Origin of the sequence: Nitrosomonas sp. Nm132, assembly GCF_900100485.1 — a bacterium.
Lineage (GTDB): Bacteria > Pseudomonadota > Gammaproteobacteria > Burkholderiales > Nitrosomonadaceae > Nitrosomonas.
The window spans coordinates 25,136-44,788 of the sequence record NZ_FNDH01000017.1; the positions used below are offsets into that span (position 1 = coordinate 25,136).

Here is a 19,653-nt window from a genome sequence, read left to right on the forward strand (position 1 = left end):
GTCTATAATCCATCCGACAGCCGGTCATTGTCTCGATCCGCCATAATACTCATTTCTTTCATACCCGCTTCTTTCGCGGCAATAGCTTTAGGGAAGCGTGTTTCCTGTGCATCATCTATGCGTGGAGAGGCATAGATCGCCTCAGTTACCAGGCTAAGCGAAAAAATTCCGGTGAGCATGCTCGTTAAGAAAGTGTTCATATTGATTCCTGTGTGAAATGGTCGCAGTAATATTTCTGGAGAGAAAAATCTGTTTGTGCTCTGCCTGCATCTTAGCGACTCATGCAACATGAACAATTGGACTATGGTACGAATCAGGCACGAGCCTTCTAAAAAACACTGACGAAGTGAGTTGATACAAATAGCGGATAGCATCTAATGCTGACTGAAGTTAGAATGCCACGCAACAACCGGATCAATAAGGAAAAACTTGAATAAGCGATCTACCTTCTCATTTGCTGCCAGAATCAAAAGTTTCAATTACGCCTTTGCTGGCATTGCAGTATTGATAAAGAGTCAGCATAACGCCCGGATTCACTTGCTTGCGACCATTCTTGTCATCGGTTGCGGACTGTTCTTTCAGATTGATTCTGTTGAGTGGTGCCTTGCTATTTTGGCTATCCTGGCAGTATTGGTTTCAGAAGCTTTAAACACTGCCATTGAGTTTTTATGCAATGCCGCTTCCCCCACTCCGCATCCACTCATTAAAAAATCAAAAGATGTGGCCGCAGGCGCCGTACTGATCAGCGCTATTGGCGCCATCATCATCGGACTCATCATTTTTCTACCCTATTTCAAAGCACACCTATCACAAGCGCTTAATTGATCCGTTGCGCGGCAAACCTCGGCCTTCAGGCCGGGGAGAATGTCAATCACAGCTTTATCACCCGCTTGTACATATTTTCTACCGCTTACATCATATGATACGAATGGTCGATGGCATTATTCACCATTGATGGTGATAACCAGGCGCCTGCTTCCTCCATAATTGCGATGCTCGCACAAATAAATCCCCTGCCATGTACCCAGATTCAACCGGCCATGAGTGATGGGGATGGTCAAGCTGCTACCTAGCAAACTGGATTTTAAATGCGCAGGAAGATCATCGCTTCCTTCGTCCATATGTCGGTAATACGGCGCGTCCTCAGGTACTGCATGATTGAAGTAATCCTCAAAATCCTGGCGTACTGTCGGGTCTGCATTTTCATTAAGGGTTAACGATGCAGAAGTATGGTGCATAAAGATATTCATGATGCCTATGCTGACACTTGTTAATTCCGGCAGCTGCTGCAATATTTCATCCGTTGCCAGGTGAAATCCGCGTGTGCGGGGTCTAAGATGGAGTTGTTTTTGTATCCACATGAAATATCAGTTTATTTTTTCAAACTAAGCAGTTTTCTCAATTCCAGGCTGCGGGGTTTTTCTGAACCAACGGTATAACATATTAACTGGATACTCAAGTTTCTTGCGGCTTCTGTTCTTGCAGTTGTTTCTCAATCTGCAGTTTAGTTGAATAACTAAGGCAGTTCTGTTTTATTGGTCCATGTCACTTTTCACTACGATCAGATAAACTACGACATCAAAAATTATCTGCACCCCAATTTTACTTATGACAGAAACTGTTATTGATTTGATTCGTCACGGCGAACCTGTTGGTGGACGCCGTTATCGTGGCCATAACATCGACGATCCTCTCACCGAAAAAGGCTGGTCTCAGATGTGGGATGCTGTGGGTGAATATAATGCGTGGCAGCAGATCATCACTTCCCCGCTTCAACGTTGCCTGGCGTTCGCACACGCGCTGGGGGAACGTCACGGAATAGATGTTGCTGTTGAACCTCGATTCAAAGAAGTGGGATTAGGTTCGTGGGAAGGACTTAGTCACGTTGAAATTAAAATGGGTAAAGCGGATGAGTTTCAGGCTTTCCTGAGAGATCCGCTAAACCACCGGCCTCAAGGTGCAGAGAAACTCGATGAATTTGCCAATCGGGTCGACCTAGCCTATGACGAAATCGTTGAGCGTTATCGCAATAAACACTGTCTTATCGTTGCACACGCAGGTGTCATTCGCGCACTGATCGTAAAAACAATTCATGCAGCACCGACTGGTTTCTATCGCATTAAAATCAATAATGGTGGAATTACCCGTATTCGCCACACAGAAATGGGTGGAATGCTGGAATTTCTCAATGGGAAGCTCTGCTAAAAACAAATGACGTTCCTTGCACCGGTACTATTGCGCTGAGATTACATAGCTGAAATCATTGCAAGCCTGATAGCAAGAGCAAGCATTTATTTACAGTTATCGCTGGTCAGATTATAGCTTGATCTTTTTGGGATTAGGTGATTTTATTTATGGATTAAAGAAACCCCATCAATTTAGAAAGGAAGGAATAAATATGCTCACAAAATACATTGACTATCAGGATGGCGATACCCAATTGGAAGGTTATCTTACCTATAACGAAACAGGCGCCCCCAAACCGGCCGTGTTGATTGCGCATGACTGGAGTGGTCGGCGCGAATTTGCCTGCAAGGCGGCTGAAAGAGTCGCGGCTATGGGTTATGTGGGTTTTGCGCTGGATATGTATGGCAAAGGTATTTTTGGTCGCGATGGGGATACCGAAGGCAATGCAGCACTCATGAATCCCTATGCAAGTGATCGAACTCGGTTGAGACAAAGAATTAACGCTGCATTACCTGCAGTGCGTGAGCTGCCACAAGTTGATACAGCACGCATCGCTGCCATGGGTTACTGCTTCGGGGGTATGTGTGTACTGGAGCTGGCTCGATCTGGCGCTGATGTGCGAGGCGTCATCAGCATTCATGGCATTTTTACACCAGGTAATGTAGCCAATGACAAAATAACCGCTAAAGTCCTCTGTCTACATGGCCATGATGATCCCATGGTGCCGCCAGAACAAGTATTCGCTTTTGAAAAAGAAATGACTGAGGCGAATGTAGACTGGCAGGTACATGTCTATGGTGGCACCATGCATGCTTTTACCAATCCTGTGGCGAACAATCCCAGTTTTGGTACAGTCTATAAGGAAGTAGCAGCAAAACGGGCTTATCAGTCGATTACCAATTTTTTAGGTGAGATATTCCAGTAGGAGTAGCCAACACAAATTCTGTCTAAACCCAGGTGCTAAAACTGCTCGTCTTCCCGCAAATACCGCCACTGTCCCTTCGGTAAATCACCCAGCCTGACCTTGCCGATACGCACACGCTTGAGGCCCATCACGTTAAGCCCGACCAGTTGGCACATACGGCGGATTTGGCGCTTCTTGCCTTCCTTCAAAATAAAGCGCAACTGATCCTGATTCTGCCACGTCACGCGTGCAGGCTTGAGCAGTACGCCGTCAAGACTGAGACCATGATTGAGCAAGCGCAGGCTTTTATCGTCCAACTTGCCTTCCACTCGCACCAGGTATTCCTTTTCAATTTGTGAATCGGCGCCGATCAGCTGCTTGGCGATACGACCGTCCTGCGTGAGCACCAGCAATCCAGTAGAATCAATATCCAAACGTCCGGCAGGGGCAAGACCACGCAGCTGCGCAGAGGAGAACTGCTGCGGCGAGGGATCGTTCTTATAGTGATTGCCCGCTGTGAGGAGCGTCACTGCCGCCTGGTAGCCGGGCTCCGGCTGACCGGAAACATAACCGATGGGCTTGTGCAGCAGGATGGTGACGCGCTGGGTTTGTTGGGCTTGCGCCTGCTTGTTGAGAGTGATGTTCTGGTTGGAGTGGATCTTGGTGCCAAGCTCGGTGATTTTTACGCCGTCCACGTATACCCACCCGCGTTCGATGAAGGTATCCGCTTCACGGCGTGAGCATAGGCCACGTTCAGACATGATTTTTGAAAGCCTTACTTTTTCCATGTTTCCTAGTGGACAAAGATTAAATAAGATCACTCATTGATCTTATTTAATGTGCATTATCGCAGCGTTACCCTGAGCAACCCTTGCGATGGGTATCTCATCTTATATTTATTTTGCTGATTTCAGTCTTTATTAAAATAATATGCCCATAGTAAATTATACCGTCAAGCTATGTTGTTGCTTTATTTAATTAAATGCAAAGCGTAGGGGGGGCCGCATCTTGCCTTTTGCCATTAACACAGGACAACTAATGAGCGATCCAGTTATTTAAACCGATTAAAAAGTCAATACAGGCGAAATTTTCGGAGTAATATATTTCAAAGCACTTTGACAAGCGCAGGTGATAAGTTTTTAGTGTGCATCTATAAAGGAGCTACCATGAAACATCACAAATACCTCATTGTTGGCGGTGGAATGGCTGCCGATTCAGCTATTCACGGCATCCGCCAAATTGACTCAAATGGTACGATCGCCATGATCTGTGAAGAATTACACCCACCCTATGATCGCCCTCCTCTATCCAAGTCTTTATGGAAAGACGCGCAATTTGAGTCGATTTGGCGTAGCCAGCATAATCTCGATGTTGCCTTACATTTAGGCAAGAAAATAGTGAACCTTGATCCGGCGAAAAAGACTGCAACTGATAATGCCGGAAATGTATATACCTATGAAAAACTTTTACTTGCTACTGGCGGGTTAGTTCGACGGTTGCCCGATTCAGATGAAAATATCATCTACTTTAGAACTGTGGATGATTACCGGAAATTACGCGAATTATGCGAGCACGGTGCAGATTTTGTTGTCATCGGTGGCGGCTTCATAGGTTCAGAAATTGCTGCCGCACTTGCCATGAACAATAAACAGGTAACAATGATTTTTCCTGAAGCCAGTATTGGCGCTCGTGTCTATCCACAGGCACTCTCAGAATACTTGAATAACTATTATCGGGAAAAAGGCATCACCATTCATGTATCTGACACGGTTAAATCCATTCGGAAAACAGGCACAAAATGGACCGTAATTACAGAAAATGGCACTGAAATATCCGCTGACGGAATTGTAGCCGGACTGGGAATCCAGCCCAACATTGATCTCGCCGAGCAAGCAGGACTTAGAATCGATAATGGCATAGTAGTCGATGAGTTGCTCCGCACGAGTAATCCCGATATTTATGCTGCAGGCGATGTAGCCAATTTCTACAGTCCACTCCTGGAAAAACGGATACGTGTAGAACATGAAGATAACGCAAATATCATGGGAGAAATGGCTGGCAAGAACATGGCCGGTCAGTCGAATCCCTACCACCACCAGCCTTTTTTCTACTCTGATCTATTTGATCTGGGATACGAAGCAGTTGGCGAGCTTGATGCTGGTCTCGATATCATCGAGGACTGGAAGGAGCCCTTCCGCAAAGGAGTGATCTATTATTTGCGTGATGGGCATGTACGCGGAGTCCTCCTATGGAATACCTGGAATCAGGTCGAGGCCGCTACTCAGCTGATTGCTGAGAAAGCTGAACACACCCGTGCAACACTACTAGGCCGGATCATCGATTAGTCATTACACTTATGCCAGTATTTACATGACTCAGCAGCTGAGATGTGTATTTACCGATAGAAAACAATTAATCGGAATTATCCATCAGCCGTATTGTGTCAATAGCACGAACAAAATACTTGCGAATATAGCGATAAGTTCAGCGAAAGGGTTGCATCTTGCCTTTGCCGCCTTATAGAACTACCAATGCTTTTTCGCTCTATTCCACTTATATAAAGCTGCTGCAAATAGATTGTAGGCAATCCGGCATAGTTGTTTGATGGTGGGTAAACCGAACAGCCTTGCCTTCCATTTTTCATAGGGCGAATGTTGCCAAATCACCAGAAACGCATCAAAACCAATATGCATTTGGCCACGCCCATCGACGACGTGTAGTCGCTCGCGAACCGGTTCAATCTCCGAGTTGATCTCGGAGACCCATTGGGAGTTTAAGTGAACGTCTTTCCACTCAATCGCACACCCTTCCATTTTGCCTTTCTGGCGCTCTATACCAGCCTTGCATATAGGGCAAGCGGAGTTGTAATAGACTTTAATTGGATCTTTTCCGTTCATCATTGAAAATTTACCCAAATATTATCTTAGAAAGGAAATTTATCCCAGAGTCGATCGATACGCGCTTTGACCGCGGCGTCCATCTCGATTGGCTTTCCCCATTCACGCGCTGTTTCTCCTGGCCATTTGTTGGTAGCATCGAGCCCCATTTTCCCACCCAGACCTGAGATGGGACTCGCAAAATCCAGATAATCAATCGGAGTGTTTTCCACAATCAAGGTATCTCGCGCTGGATCAACTCGCGTCGTAATCGCCCAGATGACTTCTTTCCAGTCGCGGATATCGATATCGTCGTCTGTGACAATGATAAATTTGGTGTACATAAATTGGCGCAGGAAACTCCATACGCCAAACATCACACGTTTGGCATGCCCGGGATATTGTTTTTTCATGCTAACCACGGCCATACGGTAGGAGCATCCCTCTGGTGGCAGATAAAAATCAACGATCTCGGTGAATTGCTTCTGTAGCAAGGGTACAAATACCTCGTTCAGAGCTACTCCCAGAATAGCAGGCTCATCAGGCGGTTTGCCGGTATAGGTGGAATGGTAAATCGGATTGCGGCGCATGGTGATACGTTCGATGGTGAAAACTGGAAAAGTTTCCTGCTCGTTATAGTAGCCGGTATGATCGCCATAAGGTCCCTCGACAGCCGTTTCATCGGGGTAAATGAAGCCTTCAAGCACGATTTCCGCGCTGGCCGGTACTTGCAAATCATGGCTTAAACATTTGACGACTTCTGTTTTTGCACCGCGCAACAAACCGGCAAACTGATATTCGCTCAGACTATCCGGCACCGGTGTAACCGCTCCCAAAATTGTTGCCGGATCAGCTCCCAGGGCAACGGCAATAGGATAAGGCTGGCCTGGATGAACCATGCAGAAATCGCGATAATCCAGCGCACCCCCCCGGTGCGCGAGCCAACGCATAATCACTTTATTCGGTGCAATCACTTGTTGCCGGTAAATACCGAGATTTTGCCGTGCTTTGTGCGGACCGCGCGTGACCGTGAGCCCCCAGGTAATCAGAGGAGCGACATCCCCTGGCCAACATGTCTGGATTGGCAACTTGGTTAGATCAACTGCCTGCCCTTCCCACACAACTTCCTGGCACGCGGCACTGGAAACGATTTTTGGTGTCATGTTGAGTACCTGCTTCAGCACCGGCAATTTCTCCCAGGCATCTCTCAGGCCTTTGGGCGGATCAGGTTCCTTGAGATAAGCCAGCAGTTTGCCCACTTCTCGTAGCGCAGCAACGGATTCCTGTCCCATTCCCAACGCCACACGCTCAGGCGTGCCAAACAGATTACCCAATACCGGGATGGCATGCCCTTTGGGTCTCTCAAACAGCACAGCAGGCCCCGCTTTTTTGAGTAATCGATCACAAATCTCGGTCATTTCCAGATAAGGATCAATCTCGACCGTTACACGCTTTAATTCACCCCGGTTTTCCAGTTGCGTGAGGAAATCTCGCAGATCTTTGTATTTCATCGATATAGAAGGTTTAGAAGCCAGCTGTCATGAAGGAATCGAGCGCAATACCCGCAAACACTGTAGCGCCGACCCAGTTATTGTGCAGAAAAGCCTTGAAGCAGCGGGCAGGGTTACGGTCGCGAATCAGAAAATACTGATAAGTTACCAGGCCCAATACCATTGCTAGCGCTAGATAATAAGGAGCGCCTCGTTGTAATAGCCATCCTACGTAGACCATCACGCCTAAAAAAACGGCATGACACAGCATGATACCGATTACGTCAAAATGCCCAAGCGTGATTGCGGATGTCTTGATACCGATTTTGAGATCATCTACCCGATCAACCATGGCATATTCCGTATCATAGGCGATGACCCAGCATAAGTTTGCAATTAACAACAGCCAGATGATGGCAGGCAATTCACCGGTTTGTGCAGCAAACGCCATGGGAATGCCAAAACTGAAAGCAATGCCAAGATACGCTTGCGGCATAACAAAAAAGCGCTTGGTGAATGGATAGGTTCCCGCCAGAAAAAGAGCACACACAGAAAGTAATAGCGTCAACTGGTTCAATGGCAATACCAGCAAAAACGCGCAGAAACTCAATCCAGCCGCCAACAGCACTGCTTCTTTGGGACTGACTATGCCGGCTGCCAGGGGGCGGTTTTTGGTGCGTTCAACATACGGATCGATACGGCGATCAGCAAAGTCATTGATCGCACACCCTGCAGAGCGCATCAATATAGTACCCATGATAAAAATGGCCAGAATCATGAAATCAGGTAGACCATCGGCTGCTAGCCATAATCCCCACAAGGTGGGCCATAACAGCAACAAAATACCGATAGGCTTATCCAGTCTTATCAGTTTTGCATAGGCGGCAAGCCGCTCATTATTCATCATATTTTTAACCTCAGAATGGCTGGCAAAAAGACTTCAGTCACCAAAATAGGTTGCCCCTGTAATGTAAATAGTGACCGCCGCGCCCATAAGCTAGTTGGAGGTGTTTGCAATCTTTGGCAGGCTCGTTTAAATAGTGGGTGATGGATATTCAGTTGTTTGTAGCCAAATTCAGCACGTTTAATCATCGGATTGGTAAATAACATGGTGCCTAATGATCGATTGCCCAGACGACTCAATCCCCGCCACGCACTCTGCAGGTGTTTTCGTGCCACAACTGAATGCGCGAATACTACCGGGATATCACCGCAGTAAAGATACACTTCGCGCACTAAGGCCAATTCACCTCGGCGCAAATTCATCATAACCAATTCGTCAGTACATGCGGGTGCAAGCGATTGAAAGAGCGGATCAACAGAAAATTTGCTACAGCGTTGTTGTATCAAGCGTGTTAGCGAATCTCGATGCAATAACCACCAGCGAATGTTAATCGACGCAGTGACAGGAACAGGATACCACGCCAGTGGCTGGTCAGCACTCATTGAAGCAAAATGACAAAAGCTGAGATTATAAAACAGACACAGCGTAAATGACGTCTGCTTTGTTAAAAAGGATAGCGTTGATCAGAAATTTAATCCAGAGTCCTCAATTGAGTACCATTTATGACATATAACCAGTTGCAAGTGCCTGTGCCCAGTCAGGGTATTTGTGCGAATTCGCCAATTTGACCATAGATTGATAGTGATAAGGCACAGAAACGAGAGAAGCGATCCAATGATCGTTCAATAACTCCAGAATGGCGTAATGGGCATCTGGTGTACCATTTTCAATAACATGACGATAAGGCGTTGCATCATCATAGGCAGGTAGTCCAACACTACCTGGATTAACGATAAGTTGGCCAGATGAGGAACGAATCGCGCGCGGTTTGTGAGTATGGCCGCACAGCACTAGCTTCGCTTGAGTTGTACCAAGGCGTGCATCAACCTCTTTACGCGTTGCCATACGTGCCCCATGAACGTCGACAGTTTCCAAAAAATACTCTGAATCACTTGCTGGTGTACCATGACAAAACAGGATATCAGTACCCAAATTTCCTTTAGGGAAGAGAGTCTTGAGCCATGCCAGTTCCTTCGGTGTTAATTGAGAGTAGGCTAATTCATCTATATCAGTGCACTGTTCCGTCCCATGTGCAAGAAGTTGGCGATCATGATTACCCGCGAGATGTACCCAATCTTGCGCCATCAAGTATTGCGCTGTTTCCAATGGAAGCAGCGGACCGGACAAGTTATCACCAAGATTGATCACAGTATCAACACCGTGGTGTTTGAAATGTGCAACAACCGCTTCTAGAGCAGGTAAATTACCGTGGATATCTGAAACAACAGCAATTCTCATATGAACCCCGCTTAGAAAGCGTAAGCTCTCTTACTTACGATAAGATAATGGAGTAACCCCGCCGGACTCCATGATGAGACAGACGGGGTCTGACATGATAAATGTCAGGAATAACCAACCATCACCCGCCTTAGGAAGGCTGCTGAATTCCTGCCAGTAACCAGGCTGCATTACGATCCTTGAGATCTTTTTGTACATGCCAAATCTCATCAAATGGCTCTGGCAGCGCATCAGGTGATTCACGCAATTGTCCATTAAAACGCACGCTGGCAATGGCCAAATCATCAGTGACCGTGACATCCAATAAATTGGCATCAATATAGGTTACCTCAGTTTTCTGAGGCTTATCACCACTCTCGTTAATTTGTTTGCTGAGCTCAGCAAACATTTCGGGTGTCGTATATTCGCGAATATCATCCAAATCACATGCACCATGAGCAGTCTGCAAGCGGATGAACGAGAGTTTGGCATTACGCAAGAATGGCTCTACTTCAAAATCTGCAGGAATACTATTTGTGGTACCGCTACTACCCGTAGCCGCTGAACCCATTTCTCCCACCGCTGATGGTGTTATTGAGTTCGGAGTGAGAATACTGCTAGCACGATCTGCACCGGCACTCGAAAACTGCATTGGACGAGACTCCTGGCCTGTTCGGGGTTTACGCATCATACGTACAATAAAGAATATCACGGCTGCTAGGGCGATCAGTACCAGAATATCCGCCATATTGATATTTTCAAACGCCCCCCCCATGAACAGCGCTGCCAGCAAACCACCCGCAGCCAAACCGGCTAATGCGCCACCCCATTTGCTTGCGCCACCCGCAGCAGCGGCTGCAGGCGCTGCTGCTTGAGACTGCGCTGGTTTTGGAGTAGCCTGTTGATTGATGGATTCACGCTGTGTTCCGATGCTTTTACCACCACCCATCCGTCTTGCTTCCGCGTCAAATGGCAGCAAGGCAAAAGTAAACATGGCTAATGTCAGAAGCGTCAGTATTTTCTTCATATTTATCTCCAAAAGCACTGTTGAAAAGATCAGTATAACATTATCATTTGATTGTAGTGGTGACTTGGAATTCCACTAAACAATCCAAGTTTATATTCATTCATAAGATTATGGAGTAATCACACTATGGCAACTACCTTAATTACCGGTACAAATCGTGGCATTGGATTGGAGTTTGTCCGTCAATATGCTCAAGATGGTTGGTATGTGATAGCCTGTTGCCGTCAGCCTGAAAAAGCGGAAGATCTCAGTCGGCTCACGGCTCAATACCCCGATCACATCAGAATTTATGCACTCGATGTGGCAGATCATCAACAAATTGACCAATTAGCCAGGTCATTGACCAGTGAAACCATTGATCTGCTGATCAACAATGCCGGTATTTATCCGCCTTCTGATGATGGAGGTTTTGGCAGTATCGACTATGCTGCATGGATTCAGGCCATGCAAATCAATACGATGGCCCCGCTCAAGATGGCAGAAGCTTTTATCACTCAAATCAGCAGCAGCAACTTAAAAACGATAGCTACAATTACCAGCAAAATGGGGAGCATTGCTGATAATCAACGAGGTGGAAGCTATATCTACCGATCAAGCAAAGCGGCAGTCAACATGGTTGCCAGGAGTCTTGCCATTGATCTGAAACCTCGTGGCATCACTTCAGTATTGCTACACCCTGGCTGGGTGAAAACCGATATGGGCGGACGAGATGCGCTCATTTCGACGGAACAAAGCGTTACAGGCATGCGACGTATATTGAGTGGCGTAGCATTGGCAGATACAGGAAAATTTTTCGCCTACGACGGGCAACTCATCCCCTGGTAAGCGCTTTTGCTGTCCGATCTACATGCTGATTCATTGCAAATAATCTGACGATAGCGATTTTTCTGAGTGGTAGGGGAAACCACTGCGAAATGCTTATTTTCCTGAATTCAGGAAGAAAATGAATCTGTGGCAGGATATTAGTGAATTTTCACAGATCAGACTTTGTGGTGAATTTTACTCCAGCAGCTTTTTCTTGAGGATCGTATTGACCTGTCCCGGATTCGCCTTACCTCTGGATGCTTTCATGATTTGTCCAACAAGCGAATTGAAGGCTTTTTCTTTTCCACTGCGATAATCTGTAACCTGCTGGGAATGAGCAGCAAGCACCTCGTCAATGAGTTTTTCGATTTCGCTATCATCCGAGATCTGCTTGAGTCCTTTTGCAGCAATAATAGCATCGGCGCTTCCGTCATGCTCACCCTGCCACATACTATCAAAGACATCCTTGGCGCTTTTTCCTGAGATGGTACCATCGCTGATACGCGTAAGTAATTCTGCCAACTGCGCTGGACTTACCGGGCATTGTGCGATCTCGATACCTTCTTTGTTGAGCCGGCCACTAACTTCTCCCATAACCCAGTTAGCACAGAGCTTAACCTGTGCCGGGAGCTGCTTAACCGTATTTTCGAAATAATCGGCCATTTCCCTAGTTGCAATCAGTACACTTGCATCATAACTTGACAGCCCAAAATCTTCTACATAACGATTGTGTCTTGCTTCTGGTAACTCTGGCAGCATTACTTCGACCCGTTCAATCCACTCTTTCGATATCTCCAAAGGCAGTAAATCAGGATCTGGAAAATAGCGATAATCATGCGCATCTTCCTTGCTGCGCATGGTACGCGTTTCATCCCGGTTAGCATCATATAGTCGCGTTTCTTGGGTAATACTCCCCCCGTCTTCCAGGATCTCAATCTGTCGCCTAGCTTCAAAATCGATTGCTTTTTCAAGGAAGCGGAACGAGTTAAGATTCTTAATCTCACAGCGTGTACCCAACCTTTCTGCTCCACGCGGCCGGACAGAGACATTGGCGTCACAGCGGAATGATCCCTCCTGCATATTACCATCACAAATCCCGATCCAGCGAACCAGCGTATGCAGCGCCTTAGCGTAAGCAACCGCTTCTGCGCTACTGCGCATATCCGGCTCGGAAACAATTTCCAGCAAGGGTGTACCGGCACGATTTAGATCAATACCACTCATGCCATGAAAATCTTCATGCAATGACTTGCCTGCATCTTCTTCCAGGTGCGCGCGTGTTAGCCGGACTATTTTTTCGGTCTCACCCACCTGGATCTTGATACTCCCTCCCTCTACAACTGGCAGCTCAAACTGGCTAATTTGATAACCTTTTGGTAAATCAGGGTAAAAGTAATTTTTCCGTGCAAATATTGAAGGAGAGTTAATTTTTGCTCCAACTGCCAGGCCAAATTTGATCGCACGTTCAACTGCCCCATAGTTTAATACTGGCAGCACCCCCGGCAACGCAATATCGACTGCGCACGCCTGGGTATTGGGTTGCGCTCCATAGGCTGTAGAGGCACCTGAGAATATCTTCGATTGTGTCGAGAGTTGAGTATGTACCTCAAGACCGATAACAATTTCCCATTGCATGTTCAAAAAACCCCTTTTACTTCTGAAGTAGCTGATAAATTATGAATAATTACTTGCTATGCTTCAGGCAAGCGCGCAGGTGCGCGCAGATGCCAGTCTGTCACTTGCTGATATTGATGTGCGATATTTAACATCTGAGCTTCTCTGAAGTAATTACCGATGATATGCAATCCCACCGGCCTGTTCTTGTCACCAAATCCCACCGGAATCGACATACCTGGCAATCCAGCTAAATTTGCTGCGCTGGTATAAATATCCGATAAATACATCTGAATGGGATCGTTGCTCTTTTCACCAAAATTGAATGCAACTGCGGGTGAGGTCGGTCCCATGATGACATCACATTGCTTAAATGCTTCAGTAAAATCACTTGCGATCAAACGGCGCAGTTTCTGCGCTTGAAGATAATAAGCATCGTAATAACCATGGGATAGCACGTACGTACCAATCAGGATACGACGTTTGACTTCCGCGCCAAAGCCTTGGGTTCGTGTTTTTTTATACATATCTTCAAGGTCAGTATATTGTGCAGCACGATAGCCATAGCGTACCCCATCAAAACGAGATAGATTACTGGATGCTTCTGCCGGAGCCAAAACATAATAAACCGGAATAGCAAGCCCAGTATTTGGCAAAGAAATCTCAACAATCGTTGCGCCCAGTTTGCGATACTCTGCAATAGCAGCTTCTACCGCACTTGCTACATCATTGCTCATACCTTTAGCAAAGTATTCCTTAGGTAGTCCGATACGTAGCTGCCCAAGTGGTTTTTCCAGATCACAAGCATAATCTTCGGGTTCCCGCTGCAAACTGGTCGAATCACGCGCATCAAACCCTGCCATGACATTCAATAAAAACGCCAGATCCTCGGCTGATTTGGCCATTGGCCCTGCTTGATCCAAACTGGAAGCAAACGCAATCATGCCATAGCGAGAAACCAATCCATATGTAGGTTTGATACCAGAAATACCGCACAGTGCTGCCGGCTGGCGTATGGAACCACCCGTATCCGTAGCCGTCGCAGCAGGTGCCATACGCGCAGCCACTGCGCATGCAGAGCCTCCAGAACTACCCCCGGGGACGGCTGCAATATCCCAAGGATTTTTGACGGACCCATAGTATGAAGTTTCGTTACTGGATCCCATAGCGAATTCATCCATGTTGGTTTTGCCGATATTAACGGCACCTACTTGATTGAAGCGCTCAATTACAGTCGCATCATAGGGAGAGATAAAATTCGAAAGCATTTTGGACCCGCACGTCGTCAACCACCCCTTGGCACAGAAAATATCTTTTTGTGCAACAGGTATTCCCGTGAGAGGATAAGCTTGTCCTGATGCAATCATTTTGTCAGCAATTTGTGCCTGAGCAAGACTCATCTCTTCATTGAGGGTAATAAAAGCATTCAAATCTTGATTAAGCGCCTTAATGCGTTTAAGAAACGCTTTAGTCAGTTCTAAGCTGGAAATTTTTCTTTCTGCAAGTTGTGCAGCGAGCTGCTTGAGGCTAGCGTTCAACATGAGGATTCAAAAATGGTGAATTACAAAAAATAAACTGGAAAGGGGCAATGCGCTTAAGCTCTACTCAATCACTTTAGGAACTAAATAAAGTCCTGCTTCCACCTGTGGCGCGATAGATTGAAATAGCATATGTTGGTCAGATTCAGTAACGACATCTTCACGCAACCGTTGTATCATATCTTGCGCATGACTCATTGGCTCAATATCGGCTGTATCCACAGTCTGCATCTGTTCGATTAAATCAAAAATACCAGATAATTGCATAAGTGCTTGTTGTGCTTCATCCTCACTAATTTCAATACGAGCGAGATTGGCTACACGTTTTACATCATCTAATGATAGAGTCATTTACTGTCAAGAGCTTTATATTTAAATACGTAATAGAGTATCATGACATGTCTGATGAGCGCATACTTTTTGCACATCCACAGTACTTCAATCACTTCTTTTTTTACTGAATCTGTCATCATTAATGGAATTTCGCCATCATGTTTAACCTCCTGAACAATAACTTTTTAGGAAATTATTTCTCAACGGATATGGCAGTTGATTTAGGCACAGCCAATACACTGATTCATGTTCGTGGTCATGGTATCGTATTGAACGAACCATCAGTCGTTGCAATTAGGCAAGAAGGCGGATCCAGCGGCAAGAAAGTTATCCAGCAAGTTGGGCTTGCAGCAAAGCAAATGCTGGGACGCACACCTGGCAACATTACTGCCATTCGCCCTATGAAGGACGGCGTAATTGCCGATTTCACCGTAACTGAGCAGATGCTGAAACAGTTCATTAGAAAAGTAAATCCTCCGCGTCTGTTTTCTGCTAATCCACGCATTGTGATTTCTGTTCCTTGTGGCTCAACTCAAGTAGAACGACGTGCGATTCGCGAAGCCGCCTTTGGAGCAGGCGCACGTAAAGTAGAACTCATAGAAGAGCCGATGGCCGCTGCCATTGGGGCCGATTTACCGGTTGAGACGCCCACGGGATCCATGGTGGTTGACATCGGAGGCGGCACGACTGAAGTTGCGGTGATTTCTCTGGGAGGCGTTGTTTATTCAAATTCTGTACGGGTGGGAGGGGACAAATTTGATGAAGCGATTATCAATTATATTCGTCGCAATTACGGCATGATGATCGGGGAAGCCACTGCTGAGATCATCAAGACACAAATAGGCTCGGCTTACCCAGGAACGGAAGTACGTGAAATCGAGATCATAGGGCGTAATCTGGCAGAAGGCATTCCGCGCAGTTTCACAATTTCCAGTAATGAAATTCTGGAAGCATTGTCCGAGCCATTGAACAATATTGTCAGCGGGGTTAAAACCGCCCTGGAACATACCCCTCCGGAGCTTGGATCGGACATTGCTGCAATGGGGATGGTCATGACAGGGGGCGGCGCATTACTGCGTGATATTGATCGTCTATTAATGGAAGAAACAGGCTTATCGGTCATTATTGCAGACGATCCGCTCACTTGCGTAGTACGGGGTGCTGGCATCGCGCTTGAAAATATTGATCGATCCATCGGGATTTTTGCTCACGAATTTTGATCTGATTTCAATCAGTTACCATGGGTTATTCAAATAAATAACTCAGTAACGAAATTTTAAATTTAAAATGCGATGGAGACAGTTCCACAATTTTTCAGAGCTGGTCCGAGTCCACAGGTACGCTTATTTTTTTTTGTATTATTATCCATCCTCCTGATGGTAATGGATACCCGCTTTAATTCCTTTTCTGAAATACGTCAGACTGTTGGCATGATCATCTATCCTCTGCAAAGGCTCGCACATATACCAACAGCCTTATATGATCAGGCAGGAGAGCTCATAAATGATTTTCGGTTGACAAAAGAAATTGCTTCTCTCAGACAGCAATATTTCTTTAACCAACAAAAACTCTTCCGGCTACAAATGCTAGAAGAAGAAAATGCCCAATTGCGCGCATTGCTGGGTGCTGCCCGGCAAACAGAAGCCAAGGCGATCATGGCAGAAATTTTATATGTTCCACGCGATCCCTTTAATCGTAAGGTAACCCTCAATAAGGGAAGTTTTAGTGAGATCGAAGCAGGTCAGGTAGTCGTAGATAATTTGGGGGTCATCGGACAAATAACACAAGTTCACCCCTGGTTATCCGAAGTCACACTCATCACTGATAAAGATCATGCTGTTCCTGTACAGGTTGCCCGTAATGGCTTACGCTCAATCGTTTCTGGTGCTGGCAAAAATAATGAGTTAGAGCTACGCTATTTATCGGTCAACGCGGATATCCAAAAAGGCGATTTACTTATTACCTCCGGGATTGGAGGTGTCTATCCGCCCGGTCTACCTGTAGCGCGAGTAGAAAATATTGAGCATGATCGCTCACGTGGTTTTGCGCACATCAAGTGCACTCCTATCGCGGGTGTGAATAGAAGCAGACAGGTATTGATACTTTCCTTATCATCACCCGCGCCCAAGCAACCTGAAGAAGAGCCGAGAAGCGCCGCTCCGCAAGAAAAGCAAAGGAGAAGCCGTGTCCAATGATTATCTTGGCCAGGAGCTCCCGCTGGAAGCAAAAAGCAGCTTCATCTTTTTCAGCCTGTTGATTGCGCTATTATTCAACCTACTGCCCCTACAAGAAATCATCTTGTTACTTCGTCCGGATTTTGTCGCGATTACGCTACTCTATTGGAGTGTTAACCACCCGCAGCGTATTGGAATGAGTCTTGCTTTTATTGCTGGTTTAGTCATGGATGTCAGCAATAGCAGTATTTTGGGTCAGCATGCATTGGCTTATTGCCTGATCACATTCTTTGGGATGATACTGCATCGACGCCTACGATTATTCAATGTCTTTCAACAAGCACCTCAAATTCTCTGGATGCTGCTCATAACTCAGTTTGCTGTATTTCTAACGGGTATGCTAGGAGGCACTTATTTCCTCGACTGGTATTACTTTTTACCTAGTGTTACAGGCGCATTATTGTGGCCAGTGATTTCATTCTTGTTGGGCATCCCTCAAAAACCGAAAAGTGATCCTAACGAACTATGAATTATGGAGTTGAGCTTCGTAATCATTTGCGTGAATTACGTCATTTCCATATCAGGCTTACGATCAGCGCAGGCTTTGTCGTACTGTTATTTTGCCTACTGCTTACTCGTTTTTTTTATCTGCAGGCACTCCGGGGAGAACACTACACTACCCTGGCAGAAGCTAATCGAATAGCCATTATGCCACTCGTTCCCAATAGAGGTCTGATTTATGATCGCAATGGAGCAATACTTGCACAGAACCATACGACTTATGCCCTGGAAATTGTACCGAATAAAGTTGCCAGCCTGGAATCAGCCATAGATGAATTAGCGACCGTAATTGAAATCACACCGGAAGATCGTCAACGATTCAATAAACTGAGGCGGGAGAGCACGCGCTTTAAAAGTTTACCCATTCGAACTCGTTTATCAGATACTGAAGTAGCCAGCTTCGCAGCAAATCGCTACCGATTTCCTGGAATGGAAATTAAAGCACGGTTACTTCGTCATTATCCTCACGCCGAACTTTTATCCCATGTCATTGGATATATTGGCCGTATCAATGATAAGGATCTCGAGCAACTCGAAAACAATAATGAGCTAGAAAATTACCGAGGTTCCCTTCATATCGGAAGAATAGGCATTGAACAAAGTTATGAGAAAGAATTACACGGAATAACCGGCTTTGAACAAGTCGAAACAGATGTAGCAGGCCGGTACGTACGAACATTATCCCGCACCCCACCTGTAGCTGGTAATGATTTAGTTCTCTCTCTTGATATCAAATTACAGCAAGCAGCAGAGCGCGCATTCGGTGATTATCGGGGGGCATTAGTAGCGATGGATCCAACAAATGGTGAAATCCTCGCTTTTGTCAGCAAGCCGGGGTTTGATCCCAATCTATTTGTAGATGGTATCGATCACTTGAACTGGCGTTTACTCAATGAATCTATAGACAGACCTCTCAATAATCGTGCACTTCGAGGAATATATCCACCTGGCTCTACCTTTAAGCCTTTCATGGCGTTAGCTGGATTAGAATTAGGCAAGCGCACGTCCGAGTATTCGATTAATGATCCAGGTTACTTTAGCCTGCCCGGTAGTCAACACCGCTTCCGGGACTGGAAACCAAGTGGGCATGGCCGGGTAAATCTGCACAAATCACTCGTTATTTCCTGTGATACGTACTATTACACCCTTGCAAACGATCTAGGAATAAACAATATTTTCAGCTTTATCAGTCAGTTTGGATTTGGCAGAAAAACCGAGGTTGATATTCCAGGTGAAGTGGCTGGACTCCTTCCCTCACCTGAGTGGAAAATGAAGCGTTTTAAGCAAAACTGGTTCCCTGGTGACACGATTTCCGTTGGGATCGGTCAAGGCTATAATCTGGCCACACCCCTTCAACTGACTTTCGCCACCATGATTCTTGCCAACAAGGGCACAGCTTATCGTCCGCATTTTGTGAAACAGATTCAAGATAACAAAATAGGCCAATTATTTGAGAATAAAGCCAATCAGATGCATACGCTAGATTTAAAAAAAGAAAATTTGAAACACGTCAACAATGCACTAGCTGATGTAACACGCCCTGGTGGAACAGCAGCACGAGCAGGTGCAAATGCTGCTTATACTTTTGCCGGAAAAACAGGCACCTCACAAGTCATTAATATTAAACAAGGCGAACGCTATATTGCCAGCAAAATACAGGAACGCCACCGTGACCATGCGCTATTTACAGCTTATGCGCCAGCAGAGAATCCAAAAATTGTGATGACGGTGCTAGTTGAAAACGGTGGCTCTGGCGGCTCGACTGCTGCACCTATTGCACGGCAGATATTGGATTATTTCTTTCTTGGAAAAACACCTGAGCCCATACTTGCTGAAAAAGCAAATAATCGATCGCATTAGAAAT

General features: G+C 46.0%; 21 protein-coding genes. 9 read left to right on the top strand and 12 right to left on the bottom strand.

From position 1 onward, the window contains the following. Window positions 1-2: 2 nt before the first annotated feature. Complete coding sequence (locus BLP80_RS08065) at window positions 3-200, bottom strand: hypothetical protein (protein WP_090542108.1); 198 nt, start codon at window positions 198-200, stop codon at window positions 3-5. A gap of 229 nt (window positions 201-429) precedes the next feature. Between BLP80_RS08065 and BLP80_RS08070 the strand changes: the two genes are divergently transcribed. After that, complete coding sequence (locus tag BLP80_RS08070) at window positions 430-825, top strand: diacylglycerol kinase family protein (RefSeq protein ID WP_090542110.1); 396 nt, start codon at window positions 430-432, stop codon at window positions 823-825. Between the two features lie 116 nt (window positions 826-941). Here the strand turns inward: BLP80_RS08070 and BLP80_RS08075 are convergent, their stop codons facing one another. Next, on the bottom strand, window positions 942-1,361 hold the full coding sequence (locus BLP80_RS08075; RefSeq protein ID WP_090542112.1) for a secondary thiamine-phosphate synthase enzyme YjbQ: 420 nt from the start codon (window positions 1,359-1,361) through the stop codon (window positions 942-944). Between the two features lie 247 nt (window positions 1,362-1,608). Here BLP80_RS08075 and BLP80_RS08080 point away from each other — a divergent pair, with 247 nt between their 5' ends. Together BLP80_RS08080 and BLP80_RS08085 are read left to right on the top strand one after the other, a co-directional pair. Further along, window positions 1,609-2,205: a histidine phosphatase family protein gene (locus BLP80_RS08080; protein ID WP_090542114.1), complete on the top strand. Its 597-nt coding sequence runs from the start codon at window positions 1,609-1,611 to the stop codon at window positions 2,203-2,205. 193 nt (window positions 2,206-2,398) lie between these two features. Beyond that, entirely contained in the window at window positions 2,399-3,112 is a 714-nt protein-coding gene (locus BLP80_RS08085; RefSeq protein WP_090542116.1) for a dienelactone hydrolase family protein, read from the top strand. A 35-nt stretch (window positions 3,113-3,147) separates the two neighbouring features. Here BLP80_RS08085 and BLP80_RS08090 read toward each other — a convergent pair whose 3' ends face one another. Then, window positions 3,148-3,879 (bottom strand): pseudouridine synthase, encoded by a 732-nt coding sequence (locus BLP80_RS08090; RefSeq protein WP_090542118.1) that lies wholly within the window; start codon window positions 3,877-3,879, stop codon window positions 3,148-3,150. Window positions 3,880-4,257: 378 nt separating this feature from the next. On the opposite strand from BLP80_RS08090, the gene BLP80_RS08095 reads away from it, so the two are divergent. Further along, entirely contained in the window at window positions 4,258-5,436 is a 1,179-nt protein-coding gene (locus tag BLP80_RS08095) for an NAD(P)/FAD-dependent oxidoreductase (RefSeq protein ID WP_090542120.1), read from the top strand. 180 nt (window positions 5,437-5,616) lie between these two features. Here BLP80_RS08095 and BLP80_RS08100 read toward each other — a convergent pair whose 3' ends face one another. The 6 genes from BLP80_RS08100 to BLP80_RS08125 all read right to left on the bottom strand — a co-directional run bounded on the left by BLP80_RS08100 (window position 5,617) and on the right by BLP80_RS08125 (window position 10,765). Then, window positions 5,617-5,991 (bottom strand): thiol-disulfide oxidoreductase DCC family protein, encoded by a 375-nt coding sequence (locus BLP80_RS08100; protein ID WP_256325011.1) that lies wholly within the window; start codon window positions 5,989-5,991, stop codon window positions 5,617-5,619. A gap of 23 nt (window positions 5,992-6,014) precedes the next feature. Then, entirely contained in the window at window positions 6,015-7,478 is a 1,464-nt protein-coding gene (ubiD, locus tag BLP80_RS08105; protein ID WP_090542121.1) for a 4-hydroxy-3-polyprenylbenzoate decarboxylase, read from the bottom strand. A 13-nt stretch (window positions 7,479-7,491) separates the two neighbouring features. Beyond that, a complete protein-coding gene (gene ubiA, locus BLP80_RS08110; RefSeq protein WP_090542123.1) occupies window positions 7,492-8,364 on the bottom strand; it encodes a 4-hydroxybenzoate octaprenyltransferase in 873 nt (290 codons plus the stop codon). Continuing rightward, entirely contained in the window at window positions 8,361-8,903 is a 543-nt protein-coding gene (locus BLP80_RS08115; protein WP_090542125.1) for a chorismate--pyruvate lyase family protein, read from the bottom strand. Before BLP80_RS08115 ends, ubiA begins: the two co-directional genes overlap by 4 nt. A 118-nt stretch (window positions 8,904-9,021) precedes the next feature. Further along, a complete protein-coding gene (locus BLP80_RS08120) occupies window positions 9,022-9,759 on the bottom strand; it encodes a metallophosphoesterase family protein (RefSeq protein ID WP_090542126.1) in 738 nt (245 codons plus the stop codon). 130 nt (window positions 9,760-9,889) lie between these two features. Beyond that, window positions 9,890-10,765, bottom strand: a complete 876-nt coding sequence (locus BLP80_RS08125) for a Tim44 domain-containing protein (RefSeq protein ID WP_090542128.1) — start codon at window positions 10,763-10,765, stop codon at window positions 9,890-9,892. 126 nt (window positions 10,766-10,891) lie between these two features. Between BLP80_RS08125 and BLP80_RS08130 the strand changes: the two genes are divergently transcribed. Then, window positions 10,892-11,590, top strand: a complete 699-nt coding sequence (locus tag BLP80_RS08130) for an SDR family oxidoreductase (protein ID WP_090542130.1) — start codon at window positions 10,892-10,894, stop codon at window positions 11,588-11,590. A 174-nt stretch (window positions 11,591-11,764) separates the two neighbouring features. On the opposite strand, the gene gatB is transcribed toward BLP80_RS08130, so the two are convergent. The 3 genes from gatB to gatC are packed head-to-tail and all read right to left on the bottom strand — an operon-like array spanning window position 11,765 to window position 15,072. Further along, window positions 11,765-13,204: an Asp-tRNA(Asn)/Glu-tRNA(Gln) amidotransferase subunit GatB gene (gene gatB, locus BLP80_RS08135; RefSeq protein WP_090542132.1), complete on the bottom strand. Its 1,440-nt coding sequence runs from the start codon at window positions 13,202-13,204 to the stop codon at window positions 11,765-11,767. 56 nt (window positions 13,205-13,260) lie between these two features. Beyond that, complete coding sequence (gene gatA / locus BLP80_RS08140) at window positions 13,261-14,724, bottom strand: Asp-tRNA(Asn)/Glu-tRNA(Gln) amidotransferase subunit GatA (protein ID WP_090542134.1); 1,464 nt, start codon at window positions 14,722-14,724, stop codon at window positions 13,261-13,263. Window positions 14,725-14,784: 60 nt separating this feature from the next. Continuing rightward, window positions 14,785-15,072 (bottom strand): Asp-tRNA(Asn)/Glu-tRNA(Gln) amidotransferase subunit GatC, encoded by a 288-nt coding sequence (gene gatC / locus BLP80_RS08145; RefSeq protein WP_090542136.1) that lies wholly within the window; start codon window positions 15,070-15,072, stop codon window positions 14,785-14,787. Between the two features lie 140 nt (window positions 15,073-15,212). Here gatC and BLP80_RS08150 point away from each other — a divergent pair, with 140 nt between their 5' ends. From BLP80_RS08150 to mrdA, 4 genes are all read left to right on the top strand, one after another. Continuing rightward, a complete protein-coding gene (locus BLP80_RS08150) occupies window positions 15,213-16,274 on the top strand; it encodes a rod shape-determining protein (RefSeq protein ID WP_090542138.1) in 1,062 nt (353 codons plus the stop codon). 72 nt (window positions 16,275-16,346) lie between these two features. Further along, a complete protein-coding gene (gene mreC / locus BLP80_RS08155) occupies window positions 16,347-17,249 on the top strand; it encodes a rod shape-determining protein MreC (RefSeq protein ID WP_090542140.1) in 903 nt (300 codons plus the stop codon). Then, the gene (gene mreD / locus BLP80_RS08160; protein ID WP_090542142.1) at window positions 17,239-17,757 is read left to right on the top strand and encodes a rod shape-determining protein MreD; all 519 of its coding nucleotides are present in this window, start codon (window positions 17,239-17,241) and stop codon (window positions 17,755-17,757) included. The genes mreC and mreD overlap by 11 nt, the downstream gene beginning before the upstream one ends. Continuing rightward, the gene (gene mrdA, locus BLP80_RS08165; RefSeq protein ID WP_090542144.1) at window positions 17,754-19,649 is read left to right on the top strand and encodes a penicillin-binding protein 2; all 1,896 of its coding nucleotides are present in this window, start codon (window positions 17,754-17,756) and stop codon (window positions 19,647-19,649) included. The genes mreD and mrdA overlap by 4 nt, the downstream gene beginning before the upstream one ends. Window positions 19,650-19,653 lie beyond the last annotated feature (4 nt).

Coding starts and splice junctions, on each gene's coding strand:
- BLP80_RS08065 (WP_090542108.1), bottom strand. CDS start 200: ATGAACACTTTCTTAACGAGCATGCTCACCGGAATTTTTTCGCTTAGC.
- BLP80_RS08075 (WP_090542112.1), bottom strand. CDS start 1,361: ATGTGGATACAAAAACAACTCCATCTTAGACCCCGCACACGCGGATTT.
- BLP80_RS08080 (WP_090542114.1), top strand. CDS start 1,609: ATGACAGAAACTGTTATTGATTTGATTCGTCACGGCGAACCTGTTGGT.
- BLP80_RS08085 (WP_090542116.1), top strand. CDS start 2,399: ATGCTCACAAAATACATTGACTATCAGGATGGCGATACCCAATTGGAA.
- BLP80_RS08090 (WP_090542118.1), bottom strand. CDS start 3,879: ATGGAAAAAGTAAGGCTTTCAAAAATCATGTCTGAACGTGGCCTATGC.
- BLP80_RS08095 (WP_090542120.1), top strand. CDS start 4,258: ATGAAACATCACAAATACCTCATTGTTGGCGGTGGAATGGCTGCCGAT.
- BLP80_RS08100 (WP_256325011.1), bottom strand. CDS start 5,991: ATGATGAACGGAAAAGATCCAATTAAAGTCTATTACAACTCCGCTTGC.
- ubiD (WP_090542121.1), bottom strand. CDS start 7,478: ATGAAATACAAAGATCTGCGAGATTTCCTCACGCAACTGGAAAACCGG.
- ubiA (WP_090542123.1), bottom strand. CDS start 8,364: ATGATGAATAATGAGCGGCTTGCCGCCTATGCAAAACTGATAAGACTG.
- BLP80_RS08115 (WP_090542125.1), bottom strand. CDS start 8,903: ATGAGTGCTGACCAGCCACTGGCGTGGTATCCTGTTCCTGTCACTGCG.
- BLP80_RS08120 (WP_090542126.1), bottom strand. CDS start 9,759: ATGAGAATTGCTGTTGTTTCAGATATCCACGGTAATTTACCTGCTCTA.
- BLP80_RS08125 (WP_090542128.1), bottom strand. CDS start 10,765: ATGAAGAAAATACTGACGCTTCTGACATTAGCCATGTTTACTTTTGCC.
- BLP80_RS08130 (WP_090542130.1), top strand. CDS start 10,892: ATGGCAACTACCTTAATTACCGGTACAAATCGTGGCATTGGATTGGAG.
- gatB (WP_090542132.1), bottom strand. CDS start 13,204: ATGCAATGGGAAATTGTTATCGGTCTTGAGGTACATACTCAACTCTCG.
- gatA (WP_090542134.1), bottom strand. CDS start 14,724: ATGTTGAACGCTAGCCTCAAGCAGCTCGCTGCACAACTTGCAGAAAGA.
- gatC (WP_090542136.1), bottom strand. CDS start 15,072: ATGACTCTATCATTAGATGATGTAAAACGTGTAGCCAATCTCGCTCGT.
- BLP80_RS08150 (WP_090542138.1), top strand. CDS start 15,213: ATGTTTAACCTCCTGAACAATAACTTTTTAGGAAATTATTTCTCAACG.
- mreC (WP_090542140.1), top strand. CDS start 16,347: ATGGAGACAGTTCCACAATTTTTCAGAGCTGGTCCGAGTCCACAGGTA.
- mrdA (WP_090542144.1), top strand. CDS start 17,754: ATGAATTATGGAGTTGAGCTTCGTAATCATTTGCGTGAATTACGTCAT.